The 20,387-nt window shown below is 67.2% G+C and carries 14 protein-coding genes; 9 read left to right on the top strand and 5 right to left on the bottom strand.

Going from position 1 to position 20,387, the window contains the following annotated elements; genetic code table 11:
- Window positions 1-25: 25 nt before the first annotated feature.
- Together AC50YC_RS06250 and AC50YC_RS06245 are read right to left on the bottom strand one after the other, a co-directional pair.
- Window positions 26-517 (bottom strand): Rv3235 family protein, encoded by a 492-nt coding sequence (locus AC50YC_RS06250; RefSeq protein ID WP_494952694.1) that lies wholly within the window; start codon window positions 515-517, stop codon window positions 26-28.
- Window positions 518-642: 125 nt separating this feature from the next.
- A complete protein-coding gene (locus AC50YC_RS06245; protein WP_494952693.1) occupies window positions 643-1,458 on the bottom strand; it encodes a LysM peptidoglycan-binding domain-containing protein in 816 nt (271 codons plus the stop codon).
- A gap of 121 nt (window positions 1,459-1,579) precedes the next feature.
- Between AC50YC_RS06245 and AC50YC_RS06240 the strand changes: the two genes are divergently transcribed.
- Window positions 1,580-2,197, top strand: coding sequence for a hypothetical protein (locus AC50YC_RS06240; protein ID WP_494952692.1), 618 nt, complete (start codon window positions 1,580-1,582; stop codon window positions 2,195-2,197).
- A gap of 33 nt (window positions 2,198-2,230) precedes the next feature.
- Here the strand turns inward: AC50YC_RS06240 and AC50YC_RS06235 are convergent, their stop codons facing one another.
- Entirely contained in the window at window positions 2,231-2,446 is a 216-nt protein-coding gene (locus tag AC50YC_RS06235; protein ID WP_056425852.1) for a helix-turn-helix domain-containing protein, read from the bottom strand.
- Between the two features lie 148 nt (window positions 2,447-2,594).
- Between AC50YC_RS06235 and AC50YC_RS06230 the strand changes: the two genes are divergently transcribed.
- Genes AC50YC_RS06230 through AC50YC_RS06215 form a run of 4 tightly spaced genes read left to right on the top strand, consistent with a single transcriptional unit; the run spans window position 2,595 to window position 10,983 of the window.
- On the top strand, window positions 2,595-3,239 hold the full coding sequence (locus AC50YC_RS06230; RefSeq protein ID WP_494952691.1) for a CpaB family protein: 645 nt from the start codon (window positions 2,595-2,597) through the stop codon (window positions 3,237-3,239).
- Complete coding sequence (locus tag AC50YC_RS06225; RefSeq protein WP_494952690.1) at window positions 3,236-4,549, top strand: CpaE/TadZ family protein; 1,314 nt, start codon at window positions 3,236-3,238, stop codon at window positions 4,547-4,549. The genes AC50YC_RS06230 and AC50YC_RS06225 overlap by 4 nt, the downstream gene beginning before the upstream one ends.
- A 59-nt stretch (window positions 4,550-4,608) precedes the next feature.
- Entirely contained in the window at window positions 4,609-9,477 is a 4,869-nt protein-coding gene (locus tag AC50YC_RS06220) for an NAD-glutamate dehydrogenase (protein ID WP_494952689.1), read from the top strand.
- A gap of 36 nt (window positions 9,478-9,513) precedes the next feature.
- A complete protein-coding gene (locus tag AC50YC_RS06215) occupies window positions 9,514-10,983 on the top strand; it encodes a sensor histidine kinase (RefSeq protein ID WP_494952688.1) in 1,470 nt (489 codons plus the stop codon).
- Window positions 10,984-11,140: 157 nt separating this feature from the next.
- Here the strand turns inward: AC50YC_RS06215 and AC50YC_RS06210 are convergent, their stop codons facing one another.
- Window positions 11,141-11,389, bottom strand: coding sequence for a WhiB family transcriptional regulator (locus AC50YC_RS06210; RefSeq protein ID WP_003804966.1), 249 nt, complete (start codon window positions 11,387-11,389; stop codon window positions 11,141-11,143).
- Between the two features lie 240 nt (window positions 11,390-11,629).
- Between AC50YC_RS06210 and AC50YC_RS06205 the strand changes: the two genes are divergently transcribed.
- Window positions 11,630-12,121 (top strand): hypothetical protein, encoded by a 492-nt coding sequence (locus AC50YC_RS06205; protein WP_494952687.1) that lies wholly within the window; start codon window positions 11,630-11,632, stop codon window positions 12,119-12,121.
- Window positions 12,122-12,170: 49 nt separating this feature from the next.
- Here AC50YC_RS06205 and AC50YC_RS06200 read toward each other — a convergent pair whose 3' ends face one another.
- The gene (locus AC50YC_RS06200) at window positions 12,171-16,154 is read right to left on the bottom strand and encodes an FtsK/SpoIIIE domain-containing protein (protein ID WP_494952686.1); all 3,984 of its coding nucleotides are present in this window, start codon (window positions 16,152-16,154) and stop codon (window positions 12,171-12,173) included.
- Between the two features lie 187 nt (window positions 16,155-16,341).
- Here AC50YC_RS06200 and glf point away from each other — a divergent pair, with 187 nt between their 5' ends.
- From glf to AC50YC_RS06185, 3 genes are read left to right on the top strand one after another with little or no spacing between them, the layout of a single operon-like run.
- Window positions 16,342-17,529, top strand: a complete 1,188-nt coding sequence (glf, locus tag AC50YC_RS06195) for a UDP-galactopyranose mutase (RefSeq protein WP_494952685.1) — start codon at window positions 16,342-16,344, stop codon at window positions 17,527-17,529.
- Window positions 17,526-19,517 carry a glycosyltransferase gene (locus tag AC50YC_RS06190; RefSeq protein ID WP_494952684.1) on the top strand — a complete coding sequence of 664 codons (1,992 nt, stop codon included), beginning with the start codon at window positions 17,526-17,528 and terminating at the stop codon, window positions 19,515-19,517. Before glf ends, AC50YC_RS06190 begins: the two co-directional genes overlap by 4 nt.
- Window positions 19,518-20,387: an ABC transporter permease gene (locus AC50YC_RS06185; protein ID WP_494952683.1), complete on the top strand. Its 870-nt coding sequence runs from the start codon at window positions 19,518-19,520 to the stop codon at window positions 20,385-20,387.

Here is a 20,387-nt window from a genome sequence, read left to right as displayed (position 1 = left end):
TTTCGCAGTCAAGGTTTGTTGGCTGTCAACCGATTTCCAGCACGGTGACCCGCCAGGCCAGCCTGCTCCGCTCGAGCCTCAGGGCGACCGCCCGGACCCGCAACTCCTCGACCACGACGGCGCTGGCCTCATACACGTCAGCGGAGACCCGGCAGGCCCGGACCGAGCGGACGGAGGGGTTGCGGTGCATCCGTCCTGCGGTCGGTGACGCTCCGCAGGACACCCTCCGGGTCAGCGCCGCCCGGTGCTGCAGGGCTGCGAGGCAGCGTTCGTCGAGCCGCCTGGCGAGCTGCTGCGCCGGCCGGGTGCCGGCCAGAACCTCGATGGCGGCCTGCACCGTGCTGCGGCAGATCGCACAGATCTCCCGGTCCTCATCGGCCGCACGGAGCGGTGGTGCCGGATCGCCAGGACCGGACGGGAGGGCGCCCGGTGCGGCGCCTCCCGGGACCAGACGCAGTGGCGTAGCAGTGGAGGCGGGGGTTCCTGCGGCGGCGCGGGGGCTCGGCATGGCGCTCATGATGTGTCCTTTGCAGTTGGGCTGGCGGTTCAAGGATGGCTGGGTGATCGTGGTGTTGCTGGTGGTTGCCGGCGGAACCGTGCGCGGCATACCGGGGCGGCCGCTGTGATTCGGTGCCTGCGGCTTCAGTGCCCGGGCGGAAGCTGGAGCACCTGGCCCGGCCGCAGGAGGTTGGGGTTCCCGCCGATAGTGTCCCTGTTGGCCTGGTAGATCAGGGGCCAGTCCGCCGCGATGTCGACGTCGGAGGCGTAGGGTCCCAGGCGGGCCGCCGACAGGCTCCACAATGAGTCTCCGGGGCGGACGGTCACCTGGGTGGACTGGCCTCCGGGGTGCGGCTGACGCAGCTGGCGCCGCGCCAGCGGACCGGGTTCGACTACCGGGCTGAGCGGCCGCCATTGCGGGTCGACGACGGCCGGGGCGCCGGGCTGCGGCACCGGCCCGGGTGTGGCGAGGCCGGCGGGCGGCGGGGTCCCAGTCACGGCCGGTCCCGCCGGCGGCGTCCACGCGGCGGACGCTGCCGAGGGGGCTCCCGGGTATCCGGGGAGGGCCCGGGGCGGAGAGGCTGTGGCCAACGGTGCGGTGATCAGCTGGAGCCCGACCAAGGCCAGGGCGAGGCGGCGCATGAAGGCGGGGGCGAACTTACCGGCCGCCGACGCGGCACGGATGTTGCCGCAGCGGTCGAGGAGGGCCGCCGCGACAGCAATGACAAAAGACAGGGCCCACCACACGACCACGATCAGGCCGGCCATGTTGGCCGCAACGCCAACCTGGTCTTCGAACCCGGGGGACTGCCGCCCTTCCGGGGAAGACCGCCAGCGCTGGACGATGCTGCCGCCGGCTGCGGCGAGGAGGAACCCGAGCAGCAAAATGGCGGCTGTCATGGCCGCGTCGGCGTGGAGTCCGCGCCGGCGCCTCGAGTCCGGAAAGTCTGCTGCACTCATGTTGTGACCGCCTCACGTGGAATGACTGGTACTTGATAACTTTTAGTGCTGTTTGATGCATTTAGACATAGTTTGACCCTTAACGAAGGCATTTGTCTAGAGATGATTCAAGAGGGTGTTATTGACCGTTCGTGCATGGCGCGCCTACGCTGGCGCCATGCGCTGGGATGCCCTGTTTGAGGACCTGGAGACACAAATGGCCGCCAGCGAACGGCTGGATCTCGACGCGGAAATCGCGGAGCGGACCCGGGCGGAGGCGGCGGCGGTGGAACTCGCGGACCGACTGCGCGGCTCGCTGGGGATGCTGATTGTAGTTGAACTTGCGTCCGGATCGATGTTAGAAGGGACCCTGAGCCACGCCGGAAGCCAGGCGCTTGTGCTGGATGAACCCAGGCACCAGGTGCTGGTTCCCTATGCCTCGGCGGTACGTTACCTCGGGCTCTCACGGCTTGCCGTGCCCGAGCCGTCCAAGGTCCGGCAGAGGCTGGGCCTGGCGAGTGCCCTGCGCGGGCTGGCACGGGACAGAACCACCCTGGCCGTCCTGATTTCGGGTGGCTCAACGGGTGAAAAGACGCTCCACGGGGTGATCGACAGGGTCGGCCGCGACTATCTTGACTTGGCGGTCACAGGCGACGGCGAGGACCGGCGGCCGGCCAACGTCCGGCAGCTGGCGACCATCCCTTTTGCCGGGCTGGCCGGGATCAGGTCGGCCCGGGCCCCGGGATACCAGGCAGGATAACGGGCGGGGCGCTGCTGCGCTTCGACCCCGGCCTCAGCGGGTCTTGGATTTTGCCTCTTCGATCATCCGGCTTGCCTCCGCGTAGCGCTCCTCGATGTACTGCTCGAGCATCTTCTCCTCGACACGCCACTGGCCGCGGCCGCCCACCTGAATGGCCTTGAGCTCACCGCTGCGCACGAGCGCGTAGGCAGCCGGGGCGTTGATCTGGAGCTGCTCTGCGACGTCGGCAAGGGTCAGGAATCGGGGCATGACTTCATTTTGCCACCAATGGCTTCATCTGATGCCGATATCCACAGTTTGCACTTCTTTGTTCCGGCATCTTCCGGTCAGGGCGCGAAGACGTAACAATGATGATGCCCGGCCAGTACCGGGCGGCGACTACGGGGGGAGCAGGCGCATGAGTGGGAGCACGGTGGCCGGCGGGGCGCGGCTGAAGAAACCATCCTGGAAAGATCCGAGGCTCCTCATCGGCATCCTGCTCGTCCTGGCCTCCGTCGCGGGAGTGGTCTCCCTGGTCGGGGCTGCGGACCAGACGGCCGAGGCCTACACCGCCCGGGAAGCGATCGCCGTCGGCGAAAAGCTGACCGCCGACAACCTGAACCGCGTCAAGGTCCGCTTGGGCGATGTCGAGCAGCACTATCTGACGCCCGCGTCCGGCGTGCCGGACGGGCTGGTCGCCGTCCAGAGAATCGGCAAGGACCAGCTGGTGCCGCGCGGGAGCTTCGGGCAGGTCGACGGCCTGGACCGGAAACCGGTCGCGGTCACCATCGATGAGGCCCTGCCGCCCCAGGCGGTTGCCGGGTCGCGGGTGGACGTCTGGGTTGCGCTGCCCGATGACCGGAACGGGTTCACCGCGCCGACCCTGCTGCTGCCGGGAGCCGAAATCGCCCAGATCACCCAGGGCAGCACCGCGCTCGGGTCCGCGCGGTCCACCATCGTGATGGTGCTGGTGACGGACGAGCAGATGCCCAACCTGCTGGGCGCACAGGCCAACAAGGCAAAGATCTCCGTGGTCTGGAACCCGCGTGGTGCAAACCGATGAGCATCCCGGTCGTCACTGTCGGGGACTCGCGCGAAGACCTGGTCGGCAGGCTGGAACGGCTTCATGGACCGGTGTCCGTTGTCCGGCGGTGCAACGAGCTGGCGGAACTGCTGGCGGCCTGCCAGGGCGGCCTGGCCCGGGCCGCCGTCGTGGCGCAGGGCAGCGAGGAGTTGACGGCGTCGCTGGTCGACCGGCTGTCCGCCGTCGGTGTGGCCGTCCTGGCCCTGACCGACAGTCCGGAGGAAAAGGCCCGGCTGCAGGGAATCGGCGTGGATGCCGAACTTACCGGGGTTGACGCCGCGGCCCTTTCCAGCAGCATTACGGGGGCTGTGGCACGCCTGTCCGGACCTGACCGGAGGCTTCGGCCGGGTGACAGCCCCGGACCTGCCGACGCCGGCCCCGTGCCCGGCCTCTCCGGCGGGGCTGCCGCGGAGGGCGCGGAAGGATCCGGCACCGGGCAGATCATTGCGGTGTGGGGCCCGGCCGGTTCGCCGGGCCGGACCATGCTCGCCGCGAACATGGCGGGGGAGCTCGCTGCCGAGGGGAAATCGGTGTTGCTGGTGGATGCCGACAGCTACGGTGCCAGCGTCGCGGCCATGCTTGGACTCCTGGACGAATCCGCCGGGCTCGCGCAGGCCTGCCGTCTTGCGGACCAGGGTCTCCTCGACGCCGATGCGCTTTTCCGGATCGCCGCGCCGGTGGCGACCAGGGCGGGATCTTTCCGTGTGCTGACCGGAATCACCCGGGCGGACCGCTGGACTGAACTCCGCGCCGCAGCGCTGTCCCTCGTGCTGGCGCGGGCCCGGCAGGTCGTGGACGTCACCGTCGTCGACACGGGCTTTTGCCTTGAAAGCGACGAAGAGCTGAGTTTCGACACGATGGCGCCGCGCCGGAACGCCGCGACGCTGAGGAGCCTTGAACTGGCGGACACCGTGTTCGCCGTCGGGGCTGCTGATTCGATCGGCGTCCCGCGGCTGGTCCGGGGACTGGCCGAACTGGAATCGGCCGTCCCGCAGGCGTCCCCGCGCGTAGTGCTGAACAAGGTCCGCCAGGCCGCGGTGGGCCGCTCCCCGGAGCGGCAACTGCGCGACGCCTGGGAACGGTACGGTCCCGCCGCCCCGCTGGGGGCGTTCCTGCCGGCCGATCCGGTCTCGAGTGATGCCGCCCTGCTGTCGGGGTCGCTGCTGCTCGAGGCGGCACCCGATTCTCCACTCCGGAAGGCCATCGCCGCGCTAGTTTGTGCACCCGACCAGCAAAACCGCCGATCCTCTGTATTTTCTTCCACAGCGAAGCGTCGGCTAAAGGGTTAGGCTCGCCATGAGGGCCGCAACGAAGCGGCCATGAACTTTCTTGATGGAGGCGTTTGTCGATGTCGTCTGGGTCCAGCGTGGAGGATCAACCCGTTTCGATCGGTGCCGGAGAAGGCTACCTGAGGGACTACTACGAGCACCTTGCCGGGGAAGACGCCCGGGCATATCCCGGGGAGCTGCTCGCTGCACGGGCGCAGACGCACCGCCAGACGGCGGCGCGCAGATTCCCGGGCAACGCCAACATCACCATCGCCGACGAAGCCGACCGCAGTGTCGTTTTCATCGTCACCGACGATATGCCTTTCCTCGTTGACTCGGTCAACGCCGAACTGGTCCGGCAGAACGCCCCCATCCACCTGGTGATGCATCCGCTGTTCGTCGTGACCCGCAACCGTGAGAGCGGTGAGCTTGTCCGGGTCGCACGGGTCCCCTCGCACCTGGGCATCTCCAGCGGCGACACGGCGGCCATGCCGAACCTGTCGCACCTGATCGCCGAGGGCGACAACGCCTCCCACATGGAGTCCTGGATCGCCGTCGAAATCGACCGCGTCGACGACGCGAAGCGTGCGGCGCTGACCGAGGGCATCGGACGGGTGCTCGACGATGTGCGTGCCGCCGTGGAGGACTGGCCGAAGATGCGGAACCGGGCGATCCAGATCGCCGGGGATTTGGACAAGCTCGCCAATCCGGCGCAGATCGCCGAACTCCGCCAGGCCCAGGAACTGCTCCGCTGGCTCGACGACGGGAACTTCACCTTCCTCGGCTACCGCGAATATGACCTCAAGAACGAATCCGGCGAGGATGTCCTGGAACCCCGGGAAGAGAGCGGCCTCGGCCTGTTGCGCGGCGGGGCCGACACCCCGCACCAGATCCAGCACCTCACCGAGACTGGCCGGAAGAAGGCCCGCGAAAAGCGCGCGCTCGTAATCACCAAGGCCAACTCCCGCTCCACCGTCCACCGTTCTGCGTACCTGGACTACATCGGAGTCAAGAGCTTCGACGCAGCCGGCAACGTCAACGGCGAACGCCGCTTCATCGGACTCTTCGCCACCACGGCCTACGCCGGATCCGTGCGTGATATTCCGGTGGTCCGCGAGAAAGTCGCCGCGGTCCTGAGCGAGGCCGGCTTCCCGCCGGACTCCCACTCGGGCAAGGACCTTTTGGGCATCCTCGAAACCTACCCCCGCGACGAGCTCTTCCAGATCGAAATCCCCGATCTGGCCGCCATTGCGACCGGCATCCAGCGGCTGCAGGAACGGCGCCGGACCCGGCTGTTCCTCCGCCCGGACATCTACGGGCGCTTTATGTCCGCCCTCGTCTACCTTCCTCGCGACCGGTACACCACGAACGTGCGCCTGCGCATCGAGCAGGAACTGCGTGAGACCTTCGACGCCGTGTCCATCGACTATGAGGCGCGGATGACCGAATCCGCCCTGGCCCGGCTCTTCTTCCGGATCAGGCTTCCGAAGAACGCCGATGTCAGCAACGTCAACAGCGACGATCTCGAGAAGCGGCTGGTCCGCGCGGCCCGCTCGTGGAGCGAAGGCATCGCCGAGGTCCTGCACGCCCGCGCCGATGGCCCCGGCGGCGCCAAGGACGACGGCGCCAAGGGACGTGCCGTGGTGTGGGCCGAGGCCTTCCCCGCGAGCTACCGCGTCGATTACGAGGTGGAGGATGCCCTGGAGGACATCGCCCGCTTCGAGAAGTACGGTGCCGCGCCGGCGGCCGAAGCGGCCCAGGAACATCCCGGCGTCCATGTCTACCTCCCCGACGGCGCCGGCGCAACGCTTGAAGAGGACGCCCGCGTCAAGCTCTACATGCTCGAGCCCAAGAGCCTCAGCCAGATTCTGCCCTACTTCCACAACTTGGGCCTGGAAGTCCTGGACGAGCGCCCGTTTGAGATCGAAACCGCGGACCACCGTGACTTCTTCCTCTACGACCTGGGCCTGAAGTACCCGGCCGGGGTGGACCCGCTCAAGACCGGGCAGCTGCTCGCGGACTCCTTCGGTGCCGCGGTGTCCGGCGCGGTGGAATCGGACAGCTTTGACCGGCTGGTGCTGCGCGAGGGAATGCACTGGCGCCAGGTCGTCGTGCTGCGCGCCTACGCCAAGTACATGCGGCAGATGGGCAACACCAACTCCTACGGATTCCTGGCCGACACCCTGCTGGCCAACCCTGATGTCAACCGCGGACTCAGTGCCCTGTTCGAGGCACGCTTCGATCCCTCGCTGGACGAGGAAGCACGCCGGCTCAGGCAGGACGAGGTCCTCACCGGACTGGACGCAGCGATCGAAAAAGTCGCGACCCTCGACGCCGACCGGGTGCTGCGGACCTTTAAGAACCTGATCCTGGCGACGCTGCGCACCAACTACTACCAGAACAAACCGCACCTCAGCTTCAAGCTGAACCCCTCCGCCATCGAGGGCCTGCCGTTCCCGCGGCCCATGTTCGAGATCTGGGTCTACTCGCCCCGGGTCGAGGGGGTGCACCTGCGCTTCGGCAAGGTCGCCCGCGGCGGGCTGCGCTGGTCGGACCGGCGCGAGGATTTCCGCACGGAGATCCTTGGCCTGGTCAAGGCCCAGACGGTCAAGAACGCCGTAATTGTGCCTACCGGTGCCAAGGGCGGGTTCTACGCCAAGCAACTTCCGGACCCGGCGGCGGACCGCACCGCCTGGATGGCGGAGGGCGTCGAAAGCTACAAGACGTTCATCCGCGGTCTCCTGGACGTCACGGACAACCTCGTTACGACGACGGAGGGCGAGCAGCTGGTGCCGCCGGCCGACGTCGTACGGCACGATGACGCTGATTCCTACCTCGTCGTCGCGGCTGACAAGGGAACGGCCTCCTTCTCCGACATCGCCAACGGCCTGGCCGCGGAATACGGTTTCTGGCTCGGTGATGCCTTCGCCTCCGGCGGCTCTGTCGGCTACGACCACAAGGCCATGGGCATCACCGCCCGCGGTGCCTGGGAATCGGTCAAGCGCCACTTCAGCGAGCTGGACCTGGACACGCAGTCCGAGCCGTTCACCGTCGTCGGCGTCGGCGACATGTCGGGTGATGTGTTCGGCAACGGCATGCTGCTTTCCAAGCACATCCGGCTGCTCGCGGCCTTCGACCACCGGCATATCTTCCTCGATCCCGCCCCGGATGAGGCTGTCTCCTTCGCTGAGCGCCAGCGGCTCTTCGAGCTGCCCCGTTCCTCCTGGGACGACTACAACAAGTCACTGATCAGCGAGGGCGGCGGTGTCTTTGCCCGCCAGGCCAAATCCATCCCGGTCTCGGAGCAGGTCAGGTCCGCGCTCGGGCTGCCCGACGGGACCACCCGGCTCAGTCCGCCCGAACTGCTGCGCGCGATCCTGCTCGCCCCGGCGGACCTGCTCTACAACGGCGGAATCGGCACGTACGTCAAGGCCAGCACCGAAACCAACGCCGAGGTGGGCGACAAAGCCAATGACTCCATCCGGGTCGACGGCCGCGACCTGCGCGTGAAGGTGGTTGGTGAAGGCGGAAACCTGGGCATGACCCAGCGTGGCCGTATTGAGGCGGCCCTCCAGGGCGTCATCCTGAACACCGACGCGATCGACAACTCCGCCGGCGTGGACTGCTCCGACCACGAGGTCAACATCAAGATCTTCGTGGACCGGATGGTTGCCGCGGGGAAGCTGGATCCCGCGGAGCGTTCGGAGTTCCTGGCATCGATGACCGACGAGGTCGGCCGGCTCGTGCTGGAGGACAACATCGACCAGAACATCCTGCTGCTCAACGACCGGATGCGGGTCTCCGAATGGAGCCCCAGCTACGAGCGCCTGATGGACTGGCTGGAGAAGTCCGCCGATCTGAAGCGCGATCTGGAGGCGCTCCCGACCACGGAGACACTGCGCGAGCGGCTGGAACAGGGCCAGGGGCTGACCTCGCCCGAGCTGTCGGTGCTGGCGGCCTACGCCAAGATCGAACTTGCCTCGGCTCTCCGGGACAGCGACCTGTCCGAGGACCCGTGGTTCCGGCAGACCCTGCGGGCCTACTTCCCGCAGCAGCTGCGGGACAGGTTCGACGCCGAGCTTGACACCCATCCGCTGCGGCGCGAAATCATCGCCACGGTGGTGGCAAACGACATGATCAACATGGGCGGCATCACCTTCGCGTTCCGCGCCATGGAGGAGACCTCGGCCACCGAGGCCGCCGTCGCCAAGGCCTTCGTGGCGCTGCGCGAGGTCTACGAACTGAACATCATGGTCGGGGAACTCAACGAGCTGCCCGCGTCCTTCCCGACGGAGCACTGGAGCACCGTGCACCTGGACATCCGCCGGCTGCTGGACCGGGCCGTGCGGTGGGTCCTGAGCCAGGGCAACGCTTCCCGTCCCATTGCCGAGATCGTTGGCGAGTTCAAGCCGCTGATGGATCCGATGCGGGCGCGCCTGCTGGACTACCTGCGCGGCGAGGACCGCGCCCGGGTGGCCGAATGGCTCGAGAAGGCGCGCGGCTGGGAACTGCCCGATGACCTGGCGCACCGCTGGGCGGAACTGTTCGAGAGCTTCGTGCTGCTGGACATCGCCAAGATCGTCCACGTCAGCCCGGAACCCGTCGAGAACATCGCCCATGTGTACTACACGGTGTTCAACCGCTTCCACGCCGACTCGCTGCTCGAACGCATCACGAAACTGCCGCGGAGGGACCGCTGGCAGGCTCTGGCCCGGGCCGCCCTCCGTGACGACCTCTACTCGACCGTTTCGGATATGACGACGGCGGTCCTGGAGGCAACGTCTCCGGACATGCCGGCGGAGGAGCGGCTGGAAGCCTGGGAGGGCCAGAATGTGGAGCAGCTGGACCGGGCGAGGAGCATGTTCGACGAGGTGAACGCCCTCGAGGCCGATGACATGGCCTCGCTGTCGGTAGCATTGAGGCTCTTGAGGTCAATCGTTAGACGCTAGGCAGCTGACGCTGCCGGCGTCGCAAATGGAGGTGCTGTGGCAATCTTTACGGACCCTATCAGGGAGCATGCTGATTTCGGGCCGGGGGATGCCGAGTGGCTGCACCTCCTCGTCGGCGACTGGCAGATGGTCGCGGACCTGGCGTTCGCGGACCTGGCGCTGTGGTTTCCGCACCCTGAGTTCGGCTACGTGGCGCTGGCCCACGTCCGCCCCTCCACCACGCATACGGTGTTCCACGCCGACTTCGTGGGGGAGGGGATCAGGTCGGATCTGCAGCCGCTGGTTGACAAGGCGTGGGAGAGCCGCACCATCGAGCGTTCCAACGAGACCAACTGGAGCAGCGACATGGCCCTGCGGGTCGAGGCCGTGCCGATGGTCCGCAACGGCCGGACGCTGGCGATCGTCACGACCCACATGGACCTGTCCAGCTCCCGGATGCCGTCGCGGCTGGAGCTGACCTACCGGCAATGCGCCTACGATCTGCTGCGGATGGGGACGCTGGGACTCTGGCCGGACTTTGCCTCGCCCACCGGGTCCCGCCGCGGCGCCCCCCGCGTCGGTGACGGCCTGATCAGGCTCGACGCCGAAGGCATCGTCCAGTACGCGAGCCCCAACGGGGTCTCGGCGTTCCGCCGGCTTGGCGACGGCGAGTCCCTCGAAGGCAGGAGCCTGGCCGAGGTGACCGCGGGCCTGCTGAAGGACCGCCGCATGGTGGACGAGACCCTGCCGCTGGTCGTTACGGGACGCATGCCGTGGCGCAGTGAAATCGAGTCCCGCGGTGTCAGCTTGTCGCTGCGGGCGATTCCCCTGCGTGACGAGCAACAGCGCTTTGGTGCGCTGGTGCTCTGCCGCGACGTCTCCGAGTTGCGGCGGCGGGAGATGGAACTCGTGACGAAGGACGCCACGATCCGCGAGATCCACCACCGGGTAAAGAACAACCTGCAGACCGTGGCCGCGCTGTTGCGGATGCAATCGCGGCGCATGGTCAGCGACGAGGCCAAGCAGGGACTCGAGCAGGCGATGCGACGCGTGGCCACGATTGCGCTGGTGCATGAGACGCTCTCGCAGGGCCTGACCCAGAGCGTCGACTTCGATGAGCTCATTGGCCGCCAGTTCCGGCTCTCGGCAGAGGTGGCCTCCCCGTCCCAGCAAGTGAAGACGGAGCGCTCCGGACTCTTCGGCGAGCTGCCGAGCGACTTTGCCACGCCGCTTGCCCTGGTGATCAACGAATTGGTGACGAACGCCGTCGAACACGGCCTGGAGGGCCGGACCGGCACCGTCTGGCTGATTGCGGACCGTTCCGAAAGCGAGGACGGCGAGGAGCTGCTCACCGTGACGGTCGCGGACGACGGGGTCGGCATCCCCGCCACCCCCTATGTGGAAGGACTTGGCCTGCAGATCGTGCGCACCCTGGTGACGAGCGAATTGGGCGGCAGCATCCAGTGGAAGGCGAGGCAGGGCGGCGGAACTGCTGTCCAGATTGTCCTGAGCCTGGCCAAAAGGTAGCGCCCGGCGGGCGACGGTGACTCGATCCTTCGGCTCACCGTCCGTCCGGCCGTCAGATTGCTTGCTTAGCGGGCAATGGCCGCAGACAGAGGTCTGCGGCCATTGCTGTCCTGTCGCTCAAAGCGGATCGCCGCGGGCCGGCTTCAGGAACCTGGGGTCAGGAGGCGCGGCGTGCGCGGGCGGCGCGGCGCTTCAGGGCGCGGCGCTCGTCCTCGCTCATGCCGCCCCAGACGCCGGCGTCCTGCCCGGACTCGAGGGCCCACTGCAGGCAGGTGTCGACGACAGGGCATCGCCGGCAAACACTTTTGGCTTCCTCGATCTGCAGGAGGGCAGGGCCGGTGTTTCCTACGGGGAAGAAAAGCTCCGGGTCCTTGTCAAGGCACGCTGCGCGGTTACGCCAATCCATGCTGATCAGTCACTCCATTTCCTGGGCACACGTTAAAGGCCTTTGTGAAATTATTCACTAGAGGCTTCATAAGAAAGGGGCCCTCTGGGGCCCCCTCGGTCATCTGGATTAAGCGTGTCATGTTAACGCTGCGTAAACAAGGGGTACTTGGCTGCAAAATACCTTGGGATCGTGAGCGATGCATCACATTGGCTGGCGGTGTCCGCACATCCAGCCGACTATGTCCGGTACTGTGCCAGTGTGTCAAGAGCCCCTGAAGACCCCTCCGAATCTGCCGATAACCGCGACGCCGACCCCGCGGGGATGCCGGCAGGTGGCGCCGGGACCGGCGCGCCCGCACGGCCCGCAGGCATCATGGTGATCGCGGTCATCGTGGCACTGGAGGCGACCGCGCTGCTGCTGGCAGCCGTCTGGTACGGAAGCCAACTGTTGACGGGCGCCCCGGTGCTCTCATTCTGGGGGGCCGTCTTCACGCTGGGGCTCCTCCTGGCCTTCTCCGCCTGGCTTTATGCGGTGTGCACTTTCCTGTTCCGCGGCTACCGGTGGCCGCGCGCCGGCGCCCTCGTGGCACAGCTCTTCACGCTGACGATCGGCTTTCCAACAATGTCTGGCGGGTACCCGCTGGCGGGCCTGGCGATGCTGGTGCCGGCGGTGCTCGCCATCGTTCTGCTGTTCGACAAGCGGGTCATCGCGTTCGCTTCACGCGCCGGCGGGGCACCGCCTGCGCTGTAGCCCGGCCCTGTAGCCCTGTAGCCCTGTAGCCCTGCCCTTCGGCCGGTGGTTACGGTACCCGGCCCCCGCACGGTGCGGCCGGATCGAACGCCAGCTGCACCGCCCGCGCCCGCCCGTCCGAAATCACGACGGCGCGGCCCGGGGGAGGGTTCTGTTCCAGTTCGAACCTGACTCCGAACACGTCTCCGTCCATTAAGGACCGCGGGGCGATCAGCACGCCCCGCCCCAGGCCCACCGCAGTCTGCATCAGCGGTACCCGCAGCCGAAGGTTCGGGCTGAAGCAGGCCGTCAGCACCACCCTCCAGCCGAGGGCGTTGAGCAGGAGCAGCCGGTTGTTGGTTTCGGGCGACTGCAGATCGAGGTCGTCCACCAGGAGTATCGCCGACGGGTCCAGGGCGCCGGCGAGCGCTGCCTCGTGGGTCCCGGTCCACCAGCGCTCCGGTTCCGTGGCCGCCGGGCCCCGCAGCCAGTGTGCGCCGGGATTGAGGCCCGGCAGGGCCGACAGCAGCGTGGTCTTCCCTGCAGCCTGCCCGCCGAGGACGGCCAGGACAGCGGCGGGAGGCAGCGGGACGCACGCCGGAAGGAGTTCATCGCCTTCGACGCCGAGGCACAGATGCCCTGGCGGCGGAGTAAGACCAGATGGGATGCCGGCGCCGGACAGCGGGGCGCCTCCGCGGCGGGCCATGGTGTGTCCGGCGCGGGACCGGACGTCAGCGACTGTCACCTGCTCGGGAAGTGGCTCGACGCGGAAAGGCCGGGACCGGGCGGCCAGCCCGGTCCCGCCCGGGACCGCGGGCGCGCCGGGCTCGAAGAGCTGCCCCACGTGGCCGGACGAAGAGGATGCGGCGGAGATCGGCCCGAATACCACCACCCGTCCGGCAGCCGCCCCGATGACCGGCAGCCGGGGCCAGGCAAGGCGCACCTCTTCCGTGGAACCGGCGGGCATGAAGATCCGGTTCGGAACGGCCGCAAAGAACCGTGACGTGACGAGTTCGCGTTCGCCCGAAACCAGCACGGTGATCCCCGCCCGTGCGCCGTCGCGGACGATGTCCTGGACCAGGTCTTCGGCCCACGCCAGGGGGCCGGCTCGAAACGCCGACACCCAGGATCCCCAGCCGCACAGAGCAAGGACGAGGGCAGGCCGGTCGGCCGTGCCGGCAGCGCCCAGCCGCCGGATCATTTCTTCGGAGATGCGCTGCAGCACCCGCGCGGACCGGCGGAGGTCGTCCAGCCCCACGACTGCCCCGGCCCTGGGGCGGGAAGCTGCGGCGCTGAAAGTACCGGCGGCATCCAATAAATACACGTGCGATTCTTCATCGCCGTCGAGGAGTTGGTCCACGATGAGCCCCAGGGCTGTGTCGGCACCACCGGCGAGCCCCGAGACGAGTCCCAGGTGGCCCTGCATGCCCGGATTCCAGCCGAACTCGGCCACACGCTGTTCCTCGGGAACATCCAGCAGCCCGAGCCTTATCCGGCTGCGGTTCCCGTCTCCGGGGAACGGCACATGCAGGGGGAGCGGCATTGCGACCGGACGCCGCGGTGCCGGACTGCCGGCTGCCGCCCTTGCAGCAGTCACCGCCTCCATCAATTGGTCCGCCGCCGTCGACATCGGCGGTGCGCCGCCGCCCGCCCGGCCGGGGCACCGGGCGGCTGCTGGACGGTTGAGGAGCTCCACCGCCTCCATGACGGTCGGGCTGCGGCCCGCTTCCGGAACGGGTGACGTGAGGGTGGCCGACTGGAACTCCTCCGGCGCTGCGTTGCCGCGGACAAGATAGGCGCGGCCCGGACTCGTGACCGGGATGGCAGCCGCCAGCCGGGAATTGATGATGTCGAAGGACTCCAGCTCGGATTGAACCCGCAAGGCGATGCAGCTGGTCACGTTCGCGCGGATATCCGCGGAAACGGCCCCCTGGGGACGCTGGGTTGCCATGATGAGGTGTATCCCCAGTGAGCGGCCGATGGCAGCGATCCGCATGAGCTCGGCCAGCGCGTCCGGCGCCTCGTCAACCAGCATCCGGAATTCGTCAATGATGAGGACAAGGTGGGGCAGCGGAGGTCCGTGCGGATCAAGTGCCTCATAGGCAGCGAGATCGGCGGCCTGGTGCGAGGCGAGGAGCGCCTCCCGGCGGCGGACTTCGGCACCCAGGGACACCAGGGTGCGCGCCACCTCATCAAGGTCGAGATCCGTGAGGAGCCCGACGCAGTGGGCCAGGCCGGCCAGCGGCCGCAGACCGGATCCGCCCTTGAAATCGATGAACAACAGATTGACGCGGTCAGGGGGATGCGCGGCCGCCACTGCCGCTGCGAGGGTCCGGAGGAACTCCGATTTGCCGGATCCGGTGGTGCCCGCCACCAGGAAGTGGGGACCGTCGGCCTGGAGATCCAGCCGCAGGGGGCCGGAACGTCCGAGCCCGACCAGGACGGGAAGGCCCCCCGAGCCGATGGACCCGGCCCAACGCGAGGAGACGTCCTCCGCGGAGACCCGAAGGAGCCCGCCCAGGGAACAGGTCCCGGGGATGCCCGTCCCGGGAGCTGACACGGGGGCCCGCGCCCCCAGCCGGCGGCAGTTGCGGTCGAAAACACCGGAGGGAACCAGATCCGGAGTGAACTCCAGCGACGAACCGGCGGATGAAAGCCACGCAGAGCGCTCAGTGAGAACCAGGGACGCACCGGCAGCCGGCGCCGGATCGCCGGCGCAGTCGATCACCTGCCAGCCGCAGCTGACCGCCGTGCCGCGCAGTCCGGCCGTTCGAGCGGCAGCGACGATGAGGAGCACCCCGCGCTCATAGTCCCGGCCCGGGCCAGCGGCCAGGGTCTCCAGCGTGGAAGCCTCATGAACGGAGAGAATTGCGGCCGGCAGGAAGCGGGCGGCAAGAAGCGGCGGGGTCGGACCGTGAATGAGGATCCTGGTCCGCCGGGCCGCGGGATAGCCGGCAAGCTGCAGCACGAAGGATCTGACCAGCCCGGCCACAGCGGGTTCCGGGCCACGAAGGGTCGTCACCGCCGTCGAAGGATCAAGCGTCACCGGCATCCTGCCGAGGAACGGTGGCCGACATCCGGGATCAGGCGGTTCCAGCCGGATATTCGCACTTTGCGGAGCCTGGCCAAGCCGCAACCAGACCGGGCCCGTGCCGGCAGAAACCTTCAGGCGGCCGGGTTCCGCGGACGAAACTCCCAGCGACAGCTCGCCGGCGGACGGCGCGGCCCGCCGTCGTCTTTCCTTGTCCTTGTGTGCTGCCGCGGTGACGGCAGCCCGGAGTTCGCGGCGCTGCCGTCTGCCCGCGGCGACGGGCACGATCACCGATACGGCTGACACCGCCGTGAAGGCCAGGAAAATCCACATTCCGGTCAGGACGGCCAGGCCAACTCCGATGGCCAGCGGCAGCGCGGCAGCCACCAGCAGCGCCGCTCTGTTGCTGTTCGCCGCAGGGTTGCTGACCACTAATGGTGCCGTGACGTCTGCCCCGGCAGCGGCCCGGCTGCCGGGATCGAGGGTGCCGCCAAAGACCAGGGACATCGACGAACCGCCGCAGCGGATCAGGGAATCCGTGGAGACGACCGCCCCGCGGACCCTCCTCCCGTCGACCCTGACCCCGTTGGCACTGCCGCGATCGGAAAGGGTCACGGCGGAATCGGTCACATCCAGCAGCGCATGTTCGCGGGACAACTCGGCATCCGGAATGACGACCTCGGTTCCGCACCGGCCGATCCGGAACCGCCCGCGCCGCAAGGCAAAGACCAGGCCGGCGCCCGGCCCGCTGTGCACAACCAGGGCGAGCGGTGCCACCGTCCGGGAGGCGGCCGGGGCAGCGCCGTCCACCAGAACGGCACCCTGGAGAAGGGGGCCCTCGCCGACCGTCAAGGCGGCCACCGGCACCCGGCCCACCGACAGTGCCCCGGTGCCGTAGCGCCGCGAGATGGCCGCCTGGAGATCCGTGCCGGGGCACCCGGCGGGCAGTTCGATCGCCAGTTCCACCGGCCCGGAGCGGAGAGCGGACCCGGGCGCCGCAACCAGGGTGCAGTGCAGCATCATCGAGGAAGAGTCCTTTCCCGCCGCGTCGTTTGGATCCCACGGTAGGCGCGGTTTCCCTGACCAGGGGCGGGGGATTCGGCCTATGTGGACGAAGGCGTGCGTGGCCGATTCCGTTGGGCGCTCGGGTAGGCTAGAGCAGCAGACAATGCGCAACATTGCGCTGCCCGCATTCGAATCAGGAGAGTTTGTGACCGCTGACCTCGTCATCGTAGGGTCGGGCTTCTTCGGCCTGACAATCGCAGAACAGGCCGCCACAGAGCTGGGCTTGAAGGTCGTTGTCATCGACCGCCGCCATCACATCGGCGGCAACGCCTACAGCGAAAAGGAAGAGCAGACCGGCATCGAGGTGCACCGCTACGGTGCGCATCTTTTCCACACCTCCAATGAGCGCGTCTGGGAGTACGTGAACCGTTTTACGACGTTCACCAACTACGTGCACAAGGTCTACGGCGTCCACAAGGGAGAGGTCTACTCCCTGCCGATCAACCTCGCCACCATCAACCAGTTCTTCCGCGCGAACCTGACGCCGGGGCAGGCGAAGGAACTGATCAAGGAGCAGGCCGGTGAGCTCGCCGGCACCGATCCGCAGAACCTGAACGACAAGGGCATCCAGCTCATCGGCCGCCCGCTGTACGAGGCGTTCATCAAGCACTACACCGGCAAGCAGTGGCAAACCGATCCGAAGGACCTGCCCGCGGGCATCATCTCCCGCCTCCCGGTGCGCTACAACTACGACAACCGGTATTTCAACGACACGTACGAGGGCCTGCCGACGAACGGCTACACCGCCTGGATCGAGAAGATGGCGGAACACCCGAACATCGAGGTCCGCCTCAACACCGACTTCTTTGACGAGTCGCAGGAGTACAGCAAGAACAAGGTCGTCGGGAACATCCCCGTGATCTACACCGGACCGGTTGACCGATACTTCGATTTCGCCGAGGGCGATCTCTCCTGGCGCACCATCGACTTTGAAGAAGAAGTGCTCGACGTCGGCGATTTCCAGGGGACGTCGGTGGTCAACTACAACGACGCCGACGTTGCCTACACCCGGATCATCGAGCCGCGCCACTTCCACCCGGAGCGCGACTACCAGACGGAGAAGACCGTCATCATGCGCGAATTCTCCCGGGCTGCCGAAAAGGGCGACGAGCCCTACTACCCGATCAACACCGCCGCGGACCGTGAGCGCCTGCTCAAGTACCGCGACCTGGCGGCGGCCGAGAAGGACGTCCTCTTCGGCGGACGGCTCGGCACCTACAAGTACCTTGACATGCACATGGCCATCGGCTCTGCCCTGACCATGTTCGACAACAAGATCCGGCCGCATTTCGAAGCCGGTGCCACGATTGAAAGCGGAGGAGTGGACGCATGAGCGCCGCCGAAGGAACCACAGCCTGGGCCACGATCCAGCGCGTCATCCTGCCCTCGACGGACCAGCCGGACACGGTTTCCCTGTACGCGGACGCGGGGACGGCCAGCGGTATCCGCCTGCGCGAGAACGATGAGCTGGCCCGGACACCCAAGCTTCCCGAAGACAAACTGCAGATGTTCAGCTCCGGCAGCCAGCAGGCCCACTTCGAAGACCTCCTGACCCGGCATTCGATGCGTGTCCGGTCCGGTGAGCAGATTTCTTTCGGCACCTACTTCAACGCGTTCGCGGCGAGCTACTGGCGGCGTTGGACGTCCGTCCGGGACATCCGGCTGGTCGTCCGGACGAGCGGCACAGGCACGGTCACCGTGTACAAGTCGAACGCCCGGGGCTCCGTCCAGCGCGTCGACGGTGTCCACGTCGACGGCGACACCACCTCGGCGTTCGAGCTTTCGCTGAAGCCGTTTGGCGACGGCGGGTGGTACTGGTTCGACCTCGCCGCCAGCGCGGACGGACTGGTGCTCGAGAGCGCCCAGTGGGAGACCGCGGCAACCGACGGCCCCAAGGGCCAGGTGACCCTCGAAATCACGACCATGAACAAGCCTGACTTCTGCCTGAACAACGCCCGCATCCTGGCGGATAACCCGGACGTCCTTGAGAACGTCAAGGAAATCCTGATCGTGGACCAGGGCACGCAGAAAGTCGAGGACCAGGAGGGCTTCGCCGCTGTCCGGGATGCCCTCGGCGGCAAGCTCCGGATCATCAACCAGGCAAACCTTGGCGGATCCGGAGGCTTTGCCCGCGGCATGTTCGAGGCCGTCGAAAACGGCAGTGACTATGCCCTGCTGCTCGACGACGACATCGTCGTCGAACCCGAAAGCATCGTGCGGCTCCTGACGTTCGCCGATCACTGCCGCAAGCCGACGATCGTCGGCGGCCACATGTTCGACCTCTACAACCGCAGCGTCCTGCACACCTTCGGTGAGGTCGTGGATCCCTTCCGGATCGTCCCTGCCCTGCCCCACGCCGACATGGAGACGCGGCACGATTTCAGCGTCGCAAACCTTCGCCAGACCCCGTGGCTGCACCGCCGCGTGGACGTGGACTACAACGGCTGGTGGATGTGCCTGATCCCCACCAAGGTGATCCAGGAAATCGGGCTGTCGCTGCCGCTTTTCATCAAGTGGGACGACGCCGAATACGGACTGCGCGCACGGGAAGCCGGCTTTGCCACGGTCTCGATGCCCGGCGCGGCCGTCTGGCACGTGTCATGGATCGACAAGGACGACCTGGTCGGCTGGCAGGCCTACTTCCATGCGCGCAACCGGCTGATCACGACCCTGATCCACAGCCCGTACCCCAAGGGCGGACGGGTGCTGCGCGAATCTTTCCAGTCCGACGTCAAGCACCTCGTGTCGATGCAGTACTTCACCGAACATGGGCACATCGAGGCGCTGCGCGACCTCCTGAAGGGCCCCGACGACCTGCACCAGGTGCTCGGCACCAAACTGCCGGAAATCAACGCCCTGAAGGCCGACTACCCGGACGCCCAGCTGAAGGAAGACGTCGATGACTTCCCGGCGCCCAAGATCGGCCGTGGACCGATGGGCGGGACCGTTGTGGGGCTGCCCAGCAAGAAGCAGCTCATCCCGTGGGGCATCAAGACTGTTGCGCGGCAGCTGATCAAAGCACCCGGCCCCGAAAGTGCCGAAAGGCCGCAGGGGTATCTGGCCCACCGGGACAACCGCTGGTACAGGGTGGCCCACTACGACAGTGTCGTGGTCTCCAACGCCGAAGGCACCGGCGCGTCCTGGTACCAGCGGGACCCCAAGAAGCTGAAATCAATGCTGACCGAAACCACCCGGCTGCACCTGCAGCTCTTCCGCGACTGGGACAAGCTTGCCCAGCAGTACAGGTCCGCCGTGGCGGAGATCAGCTCCTTCGACGCGTGGAAAAAGACCTTCGAGGCGAACTCCAAGGACGGCGACTAGATGGTGGGTCAGACCGACCAGCTGGTGAAGCCCGGAAGCGGGCGGGGGCTCCTGGATGTCTACGGGGACCGTTTTCTCCTGAAGCTGCTGGTGCGCAAGGAAATCAAGGTGCGGTACCGCGGCTCGGTCCTGGGGCTGCTGTGGTCGTACGTAAAGCCCCTCGTGCAGTTCCTGATCTACTTCGTGGCGCTGGGCGTCTTCATGGACCTCCAGCGGGGCACGCCAAACTACGCGATCTATCTCTTCGCCGGCATTGTCCTGGTCAACTTCTTCACGGAATGCCTCTCCAACGCCACACGGTCGATCGTCGACAACCGGGATCTGATCCGGAAGATCTACCTGCCGCGGGAGCTCTTCCCGGTGGCCACGGTCTGGGTGTCCGCGGCGCACTTCCTGCCGCAACTCCTGGTACTGGTCGGGGCCTGCCTCGTGGTGGGATGGACGCCGTCAATCCTCCAGGTGGCCGCCGCGGTCCTGATCTTCCTTATGGTTGCGGTGCTCGCCACCGGCCTGGGCCTGATCTTCGGTGCCATCAACGTCTACTTCCGCGATTCCGAAAATATCGTCGACATGATCGTCATGGTGGTGACGTGGGCTTCACCCGTGCTCTACGTATGGACGATGGTCGAGAACGTTATGGGCTCCTGGTTCTGGGTTTACCAGCTCAACCCCATGACGGTCGCCGTCCAGGTCTTCCACTGGGTCTTCTGGGAACCGACCCTCACCGCCGAGCAACTGGTGATTGAAACCATTCCGCCGGGCCTGCTCACGGTCTGGCTTCCGATCGCAATGCTGATCTCCCTCGGCCTGCTGTTCCTCGGACAGCTGACGTTCCGCCGGCTCGCCGTCCACTTCGCACAGGAGCTCTGA

It is taken from the genome of Pseudarthrobacter sp. MDT1-56, from assembly GCF_059383555.1.
Note: the sequence above shows the minus strand (reverse complement) of the source record. Positions and strands in the feature narration are given on the sequence as shown.